Source organism: Natrinema sp. H-ect1 (assembly GCF_041821105.1).
Lineage (GTDB): Archaea > Halobacteriota > Halobacteria > Halobacteriales > Natrialbaceae > Natrinema > Natrinema thermotolerans.
This window is the reverse complement of record NZ_JBGUBA010000009.1, coordinates 47218-62402: the sequence shown is the minus strand read 5'-3', so window position 1 is coordinate 62402 and position 15185 is coordinate 47218. Positions and strand designations below refer to the sequence as shown.

Genomic DNA, 15185 nt, shown 5'->3' with positions numbered 1-15185 from the left:
GCGGCGCTAATACCCGCATTCGATCCCTGAAACGATCAGTAAGCAGATCAATGGCGCGCCAAAGCATTCCTCAATTTTCATTTTCAGTCGAGTGGCGATAAATACGCCCAGACAGGTTCGAGCAAGACGGTTCGGTGAACCGAAGCCGCCGATTTCTCCCCGTAAGTAGCCCCCTTCGGTCCCATAGGCGACTTCATACTCCGGCCAACCTGTCGATAACAAAGTCTGTAATGGGAGAACGGGGGTTTGCGTTGCACAGTTACAGAAACGAAAGACAATCACGACGAATATCAAACACTCAATGACAACCGATACGACGAGACGATCACGAGCTACGACGGTTCTTATGGCCTGTATGCTGGCCTTGTCGATGGCGATGGCTGGCGTCCCGGCCGCGTCCGCGGGCGGTGACGCCGCGTCCAACAGTGACACGGTACACACGCTCGAGGACGGCGACGAGCTGTATCTGGTCTTTGGCGCCGACCTCGGCGATATGTCGCTCGAGGAGTACGTCGACAAGCACGCGGACGGGACGAGCAGCTCGGCCGCCGAAGTCATCCAGCACCAAGACGTCGATCAAGTCAACATCAACGAACAGGGATCGGCGGTGTCGGTCTCGATCGACGGCGGCCAGGCGACGGCCGTCCAGGAGGTCAACCAGCAGAACGACAACGTCCAGACCGGTGAGGCCACGGCCGGCAACGTCGAGGTTCGAACCGCACAGACGCAGTTCGAAAACGTCGGCGAGGTCAACATCATCATCGGCAACGGTGGCGACCAGCAGTTCGACGGCTGGGGAATCAAAGACGAGAAGGGCGACGACGAGACGGTCACCCAGGAAGCCATCGCCGGCGTGACCCAGTCCCAGACGGTCGGTCAGGTCAACTACAACAACCAGAGTACCGCGTTCGCGTACGCCATGAACGACAGCGAGGCGACCGCGCTCCAGCAGTCCTACCAGCGCAACGAGAACCTCCAGGAGGGCATGGCCAACGCCTCGAACGTCTACCTCGGTGACGGCGAGTTCGGACACGCGAAGGACAAGTCCGGCGACGACGGTCCCGGTGTCGGCCAGAGTGCCGAAGCACTCGTCAACCAGTCACAAGACGTCGCCCAGCAGAACGTCAACGAACAGGGCGGTGCGGTTGCCATCGCGATCGGCGAAAACAGCACTGCCACGGCGATTCAGTTCACCGACCAGAGCAACCTCAACGAGCAGTTCGGTAGCGCAACCGCCTCGAACCTGATGGTCTCGTCCCTCGGGATGAACGTCGCCACCGCCGGCGATGTCGACGGCGACGTCCTCTCGACCACGACTGACGCACACAAGCCCGACAAGAAGGACAAGGTAGATGGCGTCGACGACACCGAACAGACCGCTACCGCGGGTATTGCCCAAGAACAGGCAGTCGAACAACAGAACATCAACTTCCAGAACACCGCGATGGCACTCGCGGAGAACGGCAGTGAGGCCACCGCGATCCAGCTCGCCTACCAGCAGAACTACAACGCACAGGTCGCCTACGCCGACGCGCTCAACGTCTACGCGAGCCCGGGCTACGTCTCCGACGACGTCACTCGGACCTCGAGTATGACCGTCACGGTCGACGGGAACGCGGGCATGGGCGCCGGCACGTCGTACGACTACGCCGGGAACGCCACGCAGACGAACGACGCCGAGCAGGAGGCAAGCGCCGCGATCGCCCAGCAGCAGATCATCACGCAGCAGAACCTGAACGAACAGCACAGCTCCATCGCAGTCGCCGAAGACGGCGGCAGCGCCGGGAGTTCACAGATCAGCATGCAGGAGAACGAGAACGTCCAGCTCACGTCGGTCGCCTCGACGAACACCTGGGTCGGCGCGTAACCTCTCGATCCGTCACACGGTCGGTTTTCGACCGCAGTGACCGACGTATCCGTTTCTTTTGTCCGGTTTTCCGACGCTACGACGACGGCTCCGAGCCGTCGGCCTCGTCCGTCTCGCGCGACTCGGTTTCCGAGCCAGTTCCATCGTTGCGGTGTTCCGCGAGCGCCTCGTCGATCGTCAACTCGCCGGCGGCGACCCGCCGGGCCAGTGCCTCGTCGATCGCCCGGTTGTGTTCGCTTCGCTCGCGCGAGCGGTCCTTGATGACCTGAATCTCCCCTTCCGTCGGCTCGATCTCGCGGGCGTCGACGACCTCTCCCTCGAGGCGAGCGATGTTGACCGCGGCCAGCACGTCGCCCATCCCCCGCGAGCCCGTGCCCAGATAGGGGGTCGTCCCCGTCTCGTCGACGAGTTCGACCCGGACGTCCTCGAGGTCGGTGACGAGTTTCGCGCCCTCGAGGCGGGAGCCGTCGCCGATCCGGACGACCGGCGAGGGCGCGTCGCTGGCCTCGCGTTCGATCACGTCGACGGCGTCGGAGAGCGGGACCTGAAAGGCGGCGACGACCGTCTCGCCGGTGAGGACGGCGATGCCGGGTTTACGACCGGGATCGACGCCGATGATCGTCCGACCGCCGTCGCCGCGGACGGCCGCCAGCGCCCGGTCGACCGCACGCCGTGGATCGTCCGGATCGGCGACGACGGTCGTCGCGTTCGCGAAGGCATCGGCGTTGTCCCCGTCGGTGATGACGACGGCCGCCCGGTCCGGTAGCTCTTCATCGAGTTCGATGGTCGTAAACGTCGTTCCGCGGTCGCGAAGTTCGTTGACGACACCGTGGTACACCTCGAAGTCCGCCGTAGCGACGACGATCACGGGCGACTTTCGCCCCCATCGGAGATAAACGTACGCGAACGGATTCCATCGTCGAGACGAGCGGTCGGAGTCGCGAGCGCCGACAGTATCGGGCCGCGATCGCCCGCGGGGCGGGGGCGAAGTCCCGCCCCGGCCGTTCCGGGGCCTTTTTGCGCGTCCCCAGTCAACTCGAACCGTGACCGACGAGGCGATCCCGACCGGCTGTGGCCCGGTCGACGAGTTGCTCGACGGGGGGTTCGAACGCGGGACCGTCACACAGTTGTACGGCCCGCCGGCGGCCGGGAAGACGAACCTCGCGCTGTCTGCCGCCGTCCAGACGGCCGTCGACGGGGGGACCGTCGTCTACATCGATACCGAAGGCGTCTCGGTCGACCGCTTCCAGCAGTTGCTCGAGGGAAGCGTCGACGGGGAAGACCTCGAGGCCGTCGCCTCGCGGATCGTCATCGAAGACGCCGTCGATTTCGAGGAACAGGCCGAGGCCGTCCGCGACGCCGAGGGGTTCGCCGAGCGCGCCGAGTTGATCGTCCTCGATAGCGCGACGGGCTTTTACCGGCTCGAGCGGACCGCCGACGGCGACGAGGGGGAAGCGCTGCGAAGCGTCACCCGACAGGTGACCCACCTGCTCTCGCTCGCGCGCAAACACGATCTCGCGGTCGTGCTGACGAATCAGGTCTTTTCGGACCCGGACTCGGACCGGACCCGTGGGCTGGGCGGCAACACGTTGGAACACTGGACCGGGACCGTCGTCCGCTTGGAGCGGTTCCGGGGCGGGAACCGACGCGCGACGCTGGAAAAACATCGCTCGAAGCCGGCCGGCGAGTCAGTTCAGTTCCGGATTACGGATCGGGGGCTCGAGGGCGGCGAGGAGTCGGCGCGACATTGAGCCACCTCCGGCCGGCCGATGGTCGGTGTCCAGTCCGGAGTTGGAAAAACGAACCCGGGGTCGACGTCGACGCTACAGTTCGTTGAGTTTCCGCAGGAGCTGGCCGCGGTACTCCTCGTCGCTGGTGACGCCCTTGAGTTCGAGGACGTTGCGCTCGAGTTTATCGAGCGCGACGCGGAAGGCGTTCTCCGAGCCGTAGCCCTCACCGGTGCCGGCGACTTGGCCCTTGTTAGTACGCAGTCGGATCTGTGACTGCACGAGCGGCGTGCCGCGGAGTCGCTCTTGGTGTTCCTTGAATCGAACGTGGGCGTGCATCACCTGCATGTCCTGGTACTTGTCGACGACGTCCTCGATGTTCTCGACGATCCCTTCTCGAGTGATGGTATCAAGCATCGAGATGTTGGTGATCTGGACGTCCATGTGTTCCTCCTCGGTGAAGGTCAGCGCCCGCAGGACGTCGGTCTTGGTGATGACGCCGATGACGACCCGGTCGTCGTCGGCCGGCGTGACCATCAGCCCCGCGTAGTCGTTGCCCAGCATCCGCTCGACGGCAGCCTCCGCGGTCGTGTCCAGCGTGGTTGTCTCGACGGGGCTGGTCATGATGTCGTAGACCGGCACGTCGAGCAACCGATCGGAGTCGCCGACCCGATCGCCCGTCGTCGTCGTGTGGTTCTCCCGGATGACGAAGTCGGCGATGTCGTGGGTCGTGACGACCCCAGCGAGGAAGCCGTTCTCGTTCATCACGGGCAGGCGGGAGATGCCGTGTTCGCGCAGGAGATTGATCGCCTTGCCGATCCCGTCGTCCTCGGTGACCGTGACCGGGTCGGCGGTGTAGATGTCCTCGACGGTCAGCGCGTCGAGGTTCTCCAGGACCGCCTCGAGGATCGCGTCGTCGGTGATGACCCCCCACAGCTCGCCGTTCTCGAAGACCGGCGCGACCTTCGCGTTGCTCTCGACGAGGACGCGGGCGGTCTCCCGGACGTCTTCCTGGCGGTCGACCTTGGGCGATGGCGTACTCCGACTGGGCTTCGTGAGTGCCGCCACCTTGGCGTCGTCCTCGACGTGGGACTGGAGGATCTCCCGCTCGCTGATGACCCCCTCGTAGTCCCCGTCGTTCATGACGATAATTCCCTTGGGGTTGCCGTCCTCGAACATGGACCGGACTTTCCCCATTCGCGTCCCGACGTCGACTTCGATGAACTCCGTGGTGGCGATATCAGCGATATTCATCCTTCTACGTGAACGTAGTGCCGCCGGGGTATTTAAGATACTGCCCGTTTTATCCGGGTGGATCCAGCCCGGGTGTTTTTATACTGGCCGTTGAATGGCCGTCGATGTTCGACATCAGCGTCTTCGGACGCTACACCTACCTCGTGACCGAACTCGTCTGGGGGATCGTCGCCGCGCTCCTGTTGCGTCGTGCAAACGCCGTTCGGAAGGCCGCCGTGACCATCCTCGCGCTGTATCCGATCGCCTACGTCTGGGACCGATACACCCTCGCCGTCGGCGTCTTCGATATCAAACTCCGGACCGGGATCGATGTCGCCGGCATCCCGCTCGAGGAACACCTGTTCATGGCGGTCGTCCCCGGTCTCGTGATCGGCATGCACGAGACGATCTTCGGCGACGGGGCGGACGGGGTCGCGGTCACGGACCCGTAATCGGTCCCTACCGCTCTCACTCGCTGTAGTCCGTCCCGACGCTCTTGTACCGGCGAGTCGACGGTCGATCCGATGGATGGGAGCCGGTCCGACGGAACGGGACACGACCGCGCCCGGCGGTGCGACCGGGCACTGCTTCGGGGACTCCTGAGTCTCCTCGTCGCGATCGCGCTCGTCGTCTCCCTCGCTGTCGGAACCGCCGTGTTCGCCCCGCAGGTGACCGACGGGCTCGGCCTCGGCGAGGGGCCCGCGCCCAGTTCCGAGCCGCCGCCGGCCGGCGAACGCAATCCGCCGGTAACGGATCCCGACGACCCGGGTACGACCCGGTACGAAACCGACGTCGAGACGATCACCTCGCCGACCGTCGAGGACTTCGTCCACGCCGAGATCAACGAGCGGCGGGCCGAACACGGCCTCGAGCCCCTCGAGTGGGACGGGACCGCCGCGTCGGTGGCTCGCGCACACACTCGCGACATGGGCCAGCGGGACTACTTCGCACATACGAACCCCGACGGCGAGGGGCCGTACGACCGCTTCAGAGACGTCGACGACTACTGTCGGGCCTACGGCGAGAACATCGCCATGACCTGGGTCGATCGACGCGTCGAACGACCGTCCGGCGGGGTCGTTCGCTACGAAACGGCCGAGGCCCTCGCGATCGGTCTGGTCGATCAGTGGATGAACTCCACCGATCACCGGCGGGCGATCCTCGAGGAGGGCGAGACGCCAACGTGGGATCGGGCGGGGGTCGGCGTCTACATCGACGAGGACGGCGCAGTCTACGCCGGCCAGAACTTCTGTCGCGAGTGGTAACATCGCCACGGGCACGAGTCGGTCGGCGGCTGCCGCTCTCCCCGATACCGGACGACAGGAACTGCGAACGATTTACACGTTCATAGTCCTGACCGTCGTACGAACTGTATGGAGCTTCCGGAGACGGTCACGACGATCTATCGGACCGCGAGCGACCGCGATCTAACCTTTCTCGCGGCCGGCTTCGCTTACTACGCGTTCGTGTCGCTGATCCCGCTGGTCCTGCTTGCGCTCGTCGTCGGCTCGCTGCTGGGCGGCGAGGCGGCCGCCGAGCGGCTGATCACTGTCGCCGGGGATTTCCTCCCGGCGTCGGGCGAAGACCTCGTTACCGAAGCCCTGACGACCGAATCGGGACGGGCCGAGGCGACCGTCGTCGCGCTCGTCGTCGCCGCCTGGGGTGCGCTCAAGGTCTTTCGAGGGCTGAGTCTCGCGTTCGACAAGGTCTACGACGAGGTCACCGAAGAGAGCCTCGTCGGACAGCTCGTGGACGGACTGACGGTACTCGTCGCGGGCGCGGGCGCGATCGCGCTGATGATCGGGATCGGGGCAGCGCTCAGGCTCGTCGCCGATACCGTGCCGTTAGCCGACTTCCTCGGCTGGCTCATCCTGCTTGCCGGGCTCATCCTCGTCTTCCTGCCGATCTACTACGTCCTGCCGCCGATCCCCGTCGACGTGGCCGAGATCCTGCCGGGCGTGGTCTTCGCCGCCGTCGGGTGGACCATCCTCCAGTTCGGGTTCCAGCTGTACGCGGCCAACGCCGCCCAGTACGAGGCCTACGGGGCACTCGGTGCCGTGTTGCTGTTTGTTACCTGGCTCTACTTCGCGGGCATCATCATTCTGGTCGGGGCCGTCCTCAACGTCGTCCGGGCGAACCCGGCGCTCGCGGAGTGACCCCGCAGCCACTGCCCGGGTACGGCTGACGGGACCGTCCCCGACCACCGACAGGGGAAGGATTATGTCGTCGGCAGCGACAGCCACCACCATGAGCGACGAGCGACAATCCGGTCCCTCCCCGGCCGACGAGACGGACGCGGCCGACGCCGACTCGGATGACGCCTTAGAGCCCGGTGGCGGTCCCCAGCGGGTCGTCTCCGAGGAAAGCGTCGACGACATCCTCGAGTCGCTGGATTCGACCCGGTCGGATCCCGACTCGAGCGATGGGAACGCTGGCTCGAGCGACGAGGCCGACGATACGGCGACCAGCGAGTCCGTGACGGCTGCGTTCGACGAGGACGACGTTCCGACAACCGATCCCGTGACCGACGACGGCGACGACGAGCAGTCGTCGGCGCGAACGGACACCGCTCCGGCCGACTCCACGGCCGCCGAACCGACCCCGGAGCCGAGTCCGGGCGAGGGTCGCGACAGCACGTCCGCGGACACCACTGAGACGAAGCCGACGTCGATCGACGACGCTGCCGCTTCGATCCCGGACGACGCTGACCTCGAGGACCTCGCGGCCCGCGTCGAGGCGGGCGACGTGACCGGCGCGGACGTCCGCGCGGCCGAGGCCGGCGAAGGCCGCGAATCGACCCCCGAGATCGACGATGTCGATCTCTCGATGGACGACCTCGAGACGACGGCCGCGTCGGGGTCGGCGGACGACGACTGGCCCGACGACGCCGGCCCACTCGCCGGCTCGGTCGATCGCGACGGAAACGGCGGCGGAAGCGACGACGCGTCCGACGACACCCCCGGTCTACTCGGGCGGCTCAAACGCTTCTTTTCGCCGTAACGCGGCGTCAGCTTGTGATTACAGCTCGAAGGAGCGCCCGCAGTCACTCAGCCGACCAGTGTAATGAGGACGAACAGCGTCGCGATCGAGGACAGCGTCGTGACGAAGACGTTCAGCGACGCGAACTCCGGGTCGCCGCCGAGTTCGCTCGCGAAGACGAACGTCGAGACGGCCGTCGGCGTGCCGAGCATCACGACGCTGGCGATAAACGTCGCGGTGTCGACGGCCAGCGCGGAGAAGACGAGCCACGCGAGGGCCGGCATCACTACGACCTTGCAGGCGACGACGGCCGCGGTCGTGGCCGCGTCGATCGAGGACCGGTCGATGTCCAGCGATGCGCCAACACAGAGCAACGCGACGGGCAGCGCCAGCGACCCGACGGCGTCGAGACCGACGGCGACGGGTGACGGCACCCCGAGCCCGAGCGAACCGATCGTCAATCCGGCAAGCAGCGTCACGAGGACGGGGTTCGTCGCGAGTCGCCGCAGTTCGCCGGTAACCGTCGCGCCGGCCGCGTTGAGTGTCGAAAGGATGACGACCGTCAGCGGGACCTGAGTCAGTGAGACGACGCCGAGTACCACGCTCGCGATCGCCGTGACCGTCGGATCGAACGTCGCGGCGACCAGCGGCAATCCCAGATAGCCCAGGTTGGAGTGATACGACTGTACGATCGCGACGCTCCGGCGCGCGCTCGAGTCCCGATGCCAGTGGACGACCCAGGCGACCCCCGCGGTTCCGAAGACGACGAGCAAGAGCCCGCCGAGCAGCGCCGGCGAGAGCAACGTGGCGATCGAGCGATCGAACGTCGAAACGAAAATCAGTGCCGGGAGCGCGACGTAGTAGGCGAGGTCGTTCAACAGCGCGGTCCGGCGGTCGTCGAGGACGCCGATCGCTCGGATGCCCGCGCCGCCCACCAGGACGACGAGCAGTGCTAACAGCCGACCGACGACCTCCATACCCCGTCCCAGTCGGTTCCGTGGTTTGTACCGTTCGATCCGGTTCAACGGGGTTTTATAATAGATAACGGGACTGGTATACGATCATGACTGTAAACCGCCGTGACGTGTTGAAGCTCACGGGTGTTTCGATGGCAGCGGGTGCCGCCGGCTGTCTCGGTTCCGGCGACGAGAGCGGCAACGGGAACGGAGACGGCGAGGACTCCCCGCCGACGTACGCGCAGTGGCTCACCACCGACGACGAGGGCGCGGTCGGGTTCATCTACATCGACTGGTCGGACTTCGAGGACTCCGAAAGCGACGAAGAGAGCCAGAACGACGAACTGGACGAGACGTATCAGAACGACCCGATGATGGGACTGCCGATGGCCGGAACGATCGCGGCGGGGTTCGCCATCGGGTTCGGTCTCAGTTCGTACGGGCTCACCGGGGTCCTCGAGGCGACCGACTCCGAGGACGTGGAATCGCTCGAGTCGAGCGCCAACGCGACGCTCGTGGCGAATCAGGCGGTCGTCCTGCCCGGCGATATCGACACCGACGAAGTGGCCGATATCCTCACCGCCGAACCCGAGTCCGCGTTCGCGAGGCAGTACGAGCGAACTGATGGGATCGACGATTACGACATCTTCACCCCCGCCGACGGGAGTTCCGACGCGATCGCCGTCAGCGGCGGCGCGATCGTCTTCGTCAGCGGCAACGAGGTCACCGATCCCGTCGCCGCGGTCAAGACGCCGATCGAGGCCGCCGCGGGCGACGCCGAACGAGCGACCGAAGCGGTCGCGGACGTCGAGTGGTTCCTCTCGGCCGCCGGTCATGGTACCGTCGCGTACGGGGGCTACGGTGACGAGTTCGAGACCAACCCCAGCGGCGACAGCGGTACCAGCGGTGACGGGATGTTCTCGGACGTGGAATACACCGAACTCGAGGGGCTCGAGGGCGGGGTCAGCACGCTGTCGTTCGACGGCGACGGCGGCGGTTCCGGCGAGTTCGCCGCCGTTCTCGGCGACGCGGACGCGAGCGCGCTCGAGGAGTCGCTCGGCGCCTCCGCGGACGAGCGTTCGGTCGACGTCAGCGACGGTCGAGTGACCGCCTCGGCGACCTGGAACTCGGCGACCTGGAACGACGGCGAGTAAGCACCGCGACGAAAGCGACGCCTTCGATGGCGATTCTGCCCGACGGAAGACGCGGACTTCCGACGGGATCGCCCGTCTAGGGGCCGGCTCTTCGAAATCAACTGCTTCTCGAGAACGACGCCTCGAGCGGCGGGTCCCGCCAGTCGAAATCGCGGACGACTACCTCGACGTGATCTCGAGTTCGGTCGCAACCAGCGCTCGAGCCGTAGATGTGGGGTAGAGCGGATTTGAACCACGTCGAGACGGTCGCCCTCACTACGTTCGGGCGCTGCGGCTCGCCTCGTTCAATCTGTCCGTACCAATCGTTCGAGCGACGCGCTCGTCGCTCAGCTCCTCACGATTTGTCGCTCGAAAAAATGGGTTGGAGCAGATTTGAACTGCCGGCCTCCTCCATGTCAAGGAGGTGTCGTAACCAGACTAGACCACCAACCCTGGTTCGACCTTCGTCCGTGGCCTGCGTCGCCACGTCCGCTGCACTCAATCGTTGCCGGGCACACTAATTGAAGGTTTCGAATCGACCGCCGTACGCGACTCGTCCGCACGCGGCCGGGCGACACGCTTAAGTCGATGTACTGATTTGGGCATTACAAGACAACTACGTACATTGGTGTTCACTATGCAGGACTACGTCGAACGAGTCACGGACGGGCAGGATCTCACGCAAGCGGACGCTCGAGCGGCCTCGACGGCGGTTTTCGAGGACGCGACGGAGGCACAGATCGGCGCGCTGCTGGCTGCGCTGCGAGCGAAAGGCGAGACCGAAGCCGAGATCGCCGGCTTCGCGGAGGGCATGCGCGATGCGGCCCGAACGATCTCGCCGGACCGGGCGCCGCTGGTCGATACCTGTGGTACTGGCGGGGACGACTACGACACGATCAACGTCTCGACGACGAGCGCGATCGTCGCCGGCGGGGCCGGGGTTCCGGTCGCCAAGCACGGCAACTACTCCGTCTCCTCCTCGTCGGGCAGCGCGGACGTCCTGGAGGAAGTCGGCGTCGACGTCGAGGCCGAGCCCCCGGCCGTCGAAGAAGCCATCGAGGAGGACGGTATCGGGTTCATGCTCGCGCCGGTCTTCCACCCGGCGATGAAGGCCGTCATCGGCCCACGCAAGGAACTGGGGATGCGGACGATCTTCAACGTCCTCGGGCCGCTGACCAACCCCGCAGGCGCGGACGCACAGGTCGTCGGCGTCTACGATCCCGACCTCGTTCCGGTCCTCGCGGACGCCCTCGCCCGAATGGACGTCGAGCGCGCGCTGGTCGTCCACGGCGCGGGCACCGACGAGATCGGGATCCACGGCGAGACCCGAGTCGCAGAGGTCGACGGCGAGTCGGTCGAGGAGTACACCCTCGAGCCGGCCGATCTCGGCCTCACTGAACACGACATCGCGGACATTTCGGGCGGCTCGCCCGAGGAAAACGCCGCGGACATGCGCGGGATCGTCGAGGGCGACGTGACCGGCGCGAAACGCGACGTCATCCTCGCGAACGCGGGTGCGGCGATCTACGTCGCCGGCGAGGCCGACTCGCTCGAGGCCGGCGCGGACGCGGCCCGCGAGGCCATCGAGTCGGGCGCGGCCGCCGAGAAACTCGACCAGTTACGCGGCGTCACGGCCCAGCCGACCGGGGACCGATGACCCGGGTCAAGATCTGCGGCCTGACTGATGAGACCGACCTCGAGGCGGCGATCGACGCGGGCGCGGACGCCGTCGGCATCATCTGTGACGTCTCGGTCGACACGCCCCGCGAGGTCTCGATCGAGCGGGCGACGGCGCTGGCGGCGGCGACTCCACCGTTCGTCACGAGCGTCCTCGTGACGATGCCCGACGGCCCGGCAGAGGCGATCGAACTGGTCGAAGAGATCGAGCCCGACGCGATCCAGATCCACAGCGACATCCGACCCGGCGACCTCGCGTACCTGCGCGCGAACCTCGAGGCGGAACTGCTGCTCGCGGTCGACGCCGACGACGCCGCGACCGCCGAGACCTACGACGAGATCGTCGACGGACTGCTCGTCGACACGGGCAGCGCCGAGGGCGGCGGTGGGACCGGCCGCACCCACGACTGGGACCGGACCCACACCGCCACGGCCGACCTCGAGTCGCCACTGATCCTCGCCGGAGGGCTCACCCCCGAGAACGTCGGTGACGCGGTCCGGACCGTCGCGCCCTTCGCCGTCGACGTCGCCAGCGGCGTCGAGGAGCGGGGCGGGGTCAAAGACCACGAGGCCGTTCGCTCGTTCGTCGACCGAGCCAAGACCGCCCGCAAGCGGGCGGAGCCCGACGCGTGACTCCCATGCCCGATCCCAAACCCACCCCCACCGACCGGTTCTCGTTCGATCTCGATCGGGAGGCGTTCTGTGAATACGCCGGCTCGAGCGCCGACCGGGACGACCGACCGGCCGTCGTCCGGACCGTCGCGACCCTCGAGGTCGAGACGACGCCGCTCGCGGCCTACGCCGCGCTCACCGGCCGCTCCGAGGCGAGCGACCGGGAGCGCTCACCCTACGCCTTCCTCCTCGAGAGCGCGGGGAAGACCGCCTCGAGCGATCCCGACGGCGCGTTCCGGCCGAGTTCCGCCGACGCCGAGCGCCACGCGCGCTACTCCTACGTCGGCTACGACCCCGAGGCCGTCGTGACGGTCGAATCCGGCGAGGCGACCGTGGAGGCCCTGACCGACGAGGCACCGCTCGCTGCCATCGACACCGACGCCGAGGGCGACACCGTCGACGCGCTCCGGGCCGCGATGCCCGACGTTCGCCTCGAGAACGTGCCCGATCACGACCGCCAGCATCTCGAGGGCGGGCTGGTCGGCTTCCTGGCCTACGAGGCCGTCTACGACCTCTGGCTCGAGGAAGTCGGCTACGAGCGGCCCGATTCGCGATTTCCCGACGCGCAGTTCCTCCTGACGACGAAGACCCTGACCTTCGACGAGCGCGACGGGACGATCTCGCTGGTCTGTACGCCCGTTCTCGAGGCCGACGACGACCCCGACGCGGTCTACGACGCGCTCGTCGCGGAGGCCGACGAGGTGGCGGCGACGCTGTGTGCGGCCGAACCGCCCGAGACCGGCGGCTTCGTCCGCGACGAGGAGAACGCCGGGCCGAAAGCCGCCTACGAGGACAGCGTCCGTGCGGCCAAGGAACACGTCCTCGACGGCGACATCTATCAGGGCGTGATCTCTCGCACGCGGGAACTCTACGGTGACATCGATCCGCTCGGCTTCTACGAGGCGATGCGCGAGGTCAACCCCTCGCCGTACATGTATCTGCTCGACCACGACGATCTGACCGTCGTCGGGGCCAGTCCCGAGACCCTGCTCTCGGTGCGCGGTCGCGAGGTCATGTCGAACCCCATCGCCGGCACCTGTGACCGGGGCTCGAGCCCCGTCGAGGACCGCCGGCTCGCGGGGGAGATGCTGGCCGACGGCAAGGAACGCGCCGAACACACGATGCTGGTCGACCTCGCGCGCAACGACGTGCGCCGCGTCTCGGAACCGGGCTCGGTCCGGGTCGACGAGTTCATGAACGTCCTCAAGTACAGCCACGTCCAGCACATCGAGTCGACGGTGACCGGCCGGCTCGCCGCGGACTCGGACGCGTTCGACGCGACGCGGGCCTCGTTCCCCGCCGGGACGCTGTCGGGCGCGCCGAAGGTCCGCGCGATGGAGATCATCGACGACCTCGAGTCCGAGCCCCGCGGGCTCTACGGCGGCGGCGTTGGCTACTACTCGTGGTCCGGCGACGCGGACTTCGCGATCGTGATTCGGACTGCCACGGTCGAAGACGAGGGCGACGAGGACCGGATCACGGTTCAGGCCGGTGCGGGACTGGTCGCCGACAGCGACCCCGCCGCCGAGTACGAGGAGACCGAACAGAAGATGGGGGGCGTCCTCGCGGCCCTCGAAGAGATCGAACTCCCGGCCGCGGAGCCGCCGTCGGACGGCGAACCCGACGCGACGCCGGAGGTGAGCCGATGAGCGCGACGGCGGCGGACGACCGCGACGCGGCGGGCCGCGACAGCGAGACGGAGCCGCTGACGGTGCTGTTCGTCGACAACTACGACTCTTTCACCTACAACCTCGTCGAGTACGTCAGCCAGCAGGCCGGCACCGAGACCGCGGTTCTGAAAAACACCGCGTCGCTCGCGGACGTCCGCGCGGTCGACCCCGACGCGATCGTCATCAGCCCCGGCCCCGGGCATCCGAAGAACGACCGCGACGTGGGCGTCACGATGGACGTCCTCCGGGAGATCAGCCCCGAGGTACCGACCCTGGGGGTCTGTCTCGGCCTCGAGGCCGCCGTCTACGAGTACGGCGGCAGCGTCGGCCGCGCGCCGGAGCCGATCCACGGCAAGGCCTCCGCGGTCGATCACGACGGTGAGGGCGTCTTTGCGGGCTTAGAGCAGGGATTCCGTGCGGGCAGGTACCACTCGCTGGTCGCGACCGACGTGCCGGACTGTCTCGACGTGACGGCGACCGCGGAACACGGCTCGGAGACGCTCGTTATGGGCGTACGCCACGCGGAATACCCCCTCGAGTGCGTGCAGTTCCACCCCGAGAGCGTCCTCACGGCCGTCGGGCACGACGTGATCGAGAACTTCCTCGCGTTCGCGAAGGAGTGAGGGCGGCGAAAAGGGGGCGTCTCAGAAGAACGGGAGGAAGCCCAGGTCGGTGAAGCCGGTGGCGTACAGCGCCGCCAGCACGACGGCGGCGACGATGCCGATACGGACGGCCAGTTTGATTGCGATCTTGATCGCGACGACGGCGACGGCGAATGCGGCAAGCGCCGCCAGGACCAGGAGGATCGTCGGTCCCGAAGTCAGTGCTTCGATCATGTACGACCCCCCGCACTGGAGGGACGTAATCTTTCTGGAAGTCGTGACTGCCAGTCGCCGATGACTGACTCGCTCGAGCGATCGTTCGGCGCGTCGGACTGTGAAGCCATGAAAGAGAAAACCACCGGAGGGAACCGTGATCACGTCGCAGACAGTCACTTTCAGTCCGGTCTGAAAATGGTTAAGACGGTCGGCCACGTAGGTTCGAGCGACCACGGCAGCGGCCGTTTCACCGGTCGTCTGCTGACCGAACACGACAAGGTGACAGAGACATCTATACAACCTAATTTGTATTACTACAAGAACGGTAGGACTACAACACCACGTTTTATGATGGATGGATGAATACCGAACCTTCGTCACGAATGATGCAAGTCAGGACCCGGACCCACGCCACGATCGACGTACTGCAGCGAGGTAGCGACGAGGTGACGC

The 15185-nt window shown here is 66.5% G+C and carries 16 protein-coding genes and 1 tRNA gene; 12 read left to right on the top strand and 5 right to left on the bottom strand.

Annotated elements, in window-relative coordinates:
• Positions 1-346 precede the first annotated feature (346 nt).
• A complete protein-coding gene (locus ACERIM_RS15710) occupies positions 347-1867 on the top strand; it encodes a hypothetical protein (protein ID WP_373633404.1) in 1521 nt (506 codons plus the stop codon).
• Between the two features lie 76 nt (positions 1868-1943).
• On the opposite strand, the gene ACERIM_RS15705 is transcribed toward ACERIM_RS15710, so the two are convergent.
• Positions 1944-2735, bottom strand: coding sequence for a hypothetical protein (locus ACERIM_RS15705; RefSeq protein WP_373633403.1), 792 nt, complete (start codon positions 2733-2735; stop codon positions 1944-1946).
• Positions 2736-2910: 175 nt separating this feature from the next.
• Between ACERIM_RS15705 and radB the strand changes: the two genes are divergently transcribed.
• Positions 2911-3618, top strand: coding sequence for a DNA repair and recombination protein RadB (gene radB / locus ACERIM_RS15700; RefSeq protein ID WP_006649343.1), 708 nt, complete (start codon positions 2911-2913; stop codon positions 3616-3618).
• Positions 3619-3690: 72 nt separating this feature from the next.
• On the opposite strand, the gene ACERIM_RS15695 is transcribed toward radB, so the two are convergent.
• Entirely contained in the window at positions 3691-4848 is a 1158-nt protein-coding gene (locus ACERIM_RS15695) for a CBS domain-containing protein (protein WP_006649342.1), read from the bottom strand.
• Between the two features lie 104 nt (positions 4849-4952).
• Between ACERIM_RS15695 and ACERIM_RS15690 the strand changes: the two genes are divergently transcribed.
• The 4 genes from ACERIM_RS15690 to ACERIM_RS15675 all read left to right on the top strand — a co-directional run bounded on the left by ACERIM_RS15690 (position 4953) and on the right by ACERIM_RS15675 (position 7827).
• A complete protein-coding gene (locus ACERIM_RS15690; protein WP_006649341.1) occupies positions 4953-5279 on the top strand; it encodes a lycopene cyclase domain-containing protein in 327 nt (108 codons plus the stop codon).
• A gap of 72 nt (positions 5280-5351) precedes the next feature.
• Positions 5352-6092 carry a CAP domain-containing protein gene (locus tag ACERIM_RS15685; RefSeq protein ID WP_006649340.1) on the top strand — a complete coding sequence of 247 codons (741 nt, stop codon included), beginning with the start codon at positions 5352-5354 and terminating at the stop codon, positions 6090-6092.
• A gap of 108 nt (positions 6093-6200) precedes the next feature.
• Entirely contained in the window at positions 6201-6983 is a 783-nt protein-coding gene (locus ACERIM_RS15680; RefSeq protein WP_373633402.1) for a YihY/virulence factor BrkB family protein, read from the top strand.
• A 91-nt stretch (positions 6984-7074) separates the two neighbouring features.
• Entirely contained in the window at positions 7075-7827 is a 753-nt protein-coding gene (locus tag ACERIM_RS15675; RefSeq protein WP_373633401.1) for a hypothetical protein, read from the top strand.
• Between the two features lie 47 nt (positions 7828-7874).
• Here ACERIM_RS15675 and ACERIM_RS15670 read toward each other — a convergent pair whose 3' ends face one another.
• Positions 7875-8783 carry an AEC family transporter gene (locus ACERIM_RS15670; RefSeq protein ID WP_049966259.1) on the bottom strand — a complete coding sequence of 303 codons (909 nt, stop codon included), beginning with the start codon at positions 8781-8783 and terminating at the stop codon, positions 7875-7877.
• Between the two features lie 86 nt (positions 8784-8869).
• Between ACERIM_RS15670 and ACERIM_RS15665 the strand changes: the two genes are divergently transcribed.
• On the top strand, positions 8870-9916 hold the full coding sequence (locus ACERIM_RS15665) for a hypothetical protein (protein ID WP_373633400.1): 1047 nt from the start codon (positions 8870-8872) through the stop codon (positions 9914-9916).
• Positions 9917-10273: 357 nt separating this feature from the next.
• Here ACERIM_RS15665 and ACERIM_RS15660 read toward each other — a convergent pair.
• A tRNA-Val gene (locus tag ACERIM_RS15660) sits at positions 10274-10348 on the bottom strand.
• A 184-nt stretch (positions 10349-10532) separates the two neighbouring features.
• Between ACERIM_RS15660 and trpD the strand changes: the two genes are divergently transcribed.
• Genes trpD through trpG form a run of 4 tightly spaced genes read left to right on the top strand, consistent with a single transcriptional unit; the run spans position 10533 to position 14537 of the window.
• A complete protein-coding gene (trpD, locus tag ACERIM_RS15655) occupies positions 10533-11552 on the top strand; it encodes an anthranilate phosphoribosyltransferase (protein ID WP_373633399.1) in 1020 nt (339 codons plus the stop codon).
• Positions 11549-12205, top strand: coding sequence for a phosphoribosylanthranilate isomerase (locus ACERIM_RS15650; protein ID WP_373633398.1), 657 nt, complete (start codon positions 11549-11551; stop codon positions 12203-12205). Before trpD ends, ACERIM_RS15650 begins: the two co-directional genes overlap by 4 nt.
• 5 nt (positions 12206-12210) lie before the next feature.
• Entirely contained in the window at positions 12211-13893 is a 1683-nt protein-coding gene (gene trpE, locus ACERIM_RS15645; RefSeq protein ID WP_373633397.1) for an anthranilate synthase component I, read from the top strand.
• Entirely contained in the window at positions 13890-14537 is a 648-nt protein-coding gene (trpG, locus tag ACERIM_RS15640) for an anthranilate synthase component II (protein ID WP_373633396.1), read from the top strand. Before trpE ends, trpG begins: the two co-directional genes overlap by 4 nt.
• A gap of 21 nt (positions 14538-14558) precedes the next feature.
• Here the strand turns inward: trpG and ACERIM_RS15635 are convergent, their stop codons facing one another.
• Complete coding sequence (locus ACERIM_RS15635) at positions 14559-14750, bottom strand: hypothetical protein (protein WP_006649331.1); 192 nt, start codon at positions 14748-14750, stop codon at positions 14559-14561.
• Positions 14751-14810: 60 nt separating this feature from the next.
• On the opposite strand from ACERIM_RS15635, the gene ACERIM_RS15630 reads away from it, so the two are divergent.
• A complete protein-coding gene (locus tag ACERIM_RS15630; RefSeq protein WP_172704560.1) occupies positions 14811-15095 on the top strand; it encodes a hypothetical protein in 285 nt (94 codons plus the stop codon).
• Positions 15096-15185 lie beyond the last annotated feature (90 nt).

Bases quoted from the DNA above. Each gene is read 5' to 3' on its own strand.
- trpG (WP_373633396.1), top strand. From the start codon at position 13,890: ATGAGCGCGACGGCGGCGGACGACCGCGACGCGGCGGGCCGCGACAGC.
- trpE (WP_373633397.1), top strand. From the start codon at position 12,211: ATGCCCGATCCCAAACCCACCCCCACCGACCGGTTCTCGTTCGATCTC.
- ACERIM_RS15690 (WP_006649341.1), top strand. From the start codon at position 4,953: ATGTTCGACATCAGCGTCTTCGGACGCTACACCTACCTCGTGACCGAA.
- ACERIM_RS15630 (WP_172704560.1), top strand. From the start codon at position 14,811: ATGACTGACTCGCTCGAGCGATCGTTCGGCGCGTCGGACTGTGAAGCC.
- ACERIM_RS15650 (WP_373633398.1), top strand. From the start codon at position 11,549: ATGACCCGGGTCAAGATCTGCGGCCTGACTGATGAGACCGACCTCGAG.
- ACERIM_RS15685 (WP_006649340.1), top strand. From the start codon at position 5,352: ATGGATGGGAGCCGGTCCGACGGAACGGGACACGACCGCGCCCGGCGG.
- ACERIM_RS15680 (WP_373633402.1), top strand. From the start codon at position 6,201: ATGGAGCTTCCGGAGACGGTCACGACGATCTATCGGACCGCGAGCGAC.
- ACERIM_RS15695 (WP_006649342.1), bottom strand. From the start codon at position 4,848: ATGAATATCGCTGATATCGCCACCACGGAGTTCATCGAAGTCGACGTC.
- trpD (WP_373633399.1), top strand. From the start codon at position 10,533: ATGCAGGACTACGTCGAACGAGTCACGGACGGGCAGGATCTCACGCAA.
- ACERIM_RS15670 (WP_049966259.1), bottom strand. From the start codon at position 8,783: ATGGAGGTCGTCGGTCGGCTGTTAGCACTGCTCGTCGTCCTGGTGGGC.
- ACERIM_RS15675 (WP_373633401.1), top strand. From the start codon at position 7,075: ATGAGCGACGAGCGACAATCCGGTCCCTCCCCGGCCGACGAGACGGAC.
- ACERIM_RS15710 (WP_373633404.1), top strand. From the start codon at position 347: ATGGCCTGTATGCTGGCCTTGTCGATGGCGATGGCTGGCGTCCCGGCC.
- ACERIM_RS15635 (WP_006649331.1), bottom strand. From the start codon at position 14,750: ATGATCGAAGCACTGACTTCGGGACCGACGATCCTCCTGGTCCTGGCG.
- ACERIM_RS15665 (WP_373633400.1), top strand. From the start codon at position 8,870: ATGACTGTAAACCGCCGTGACGTGTTGAAGCTCACGGGTGTTTCGATG.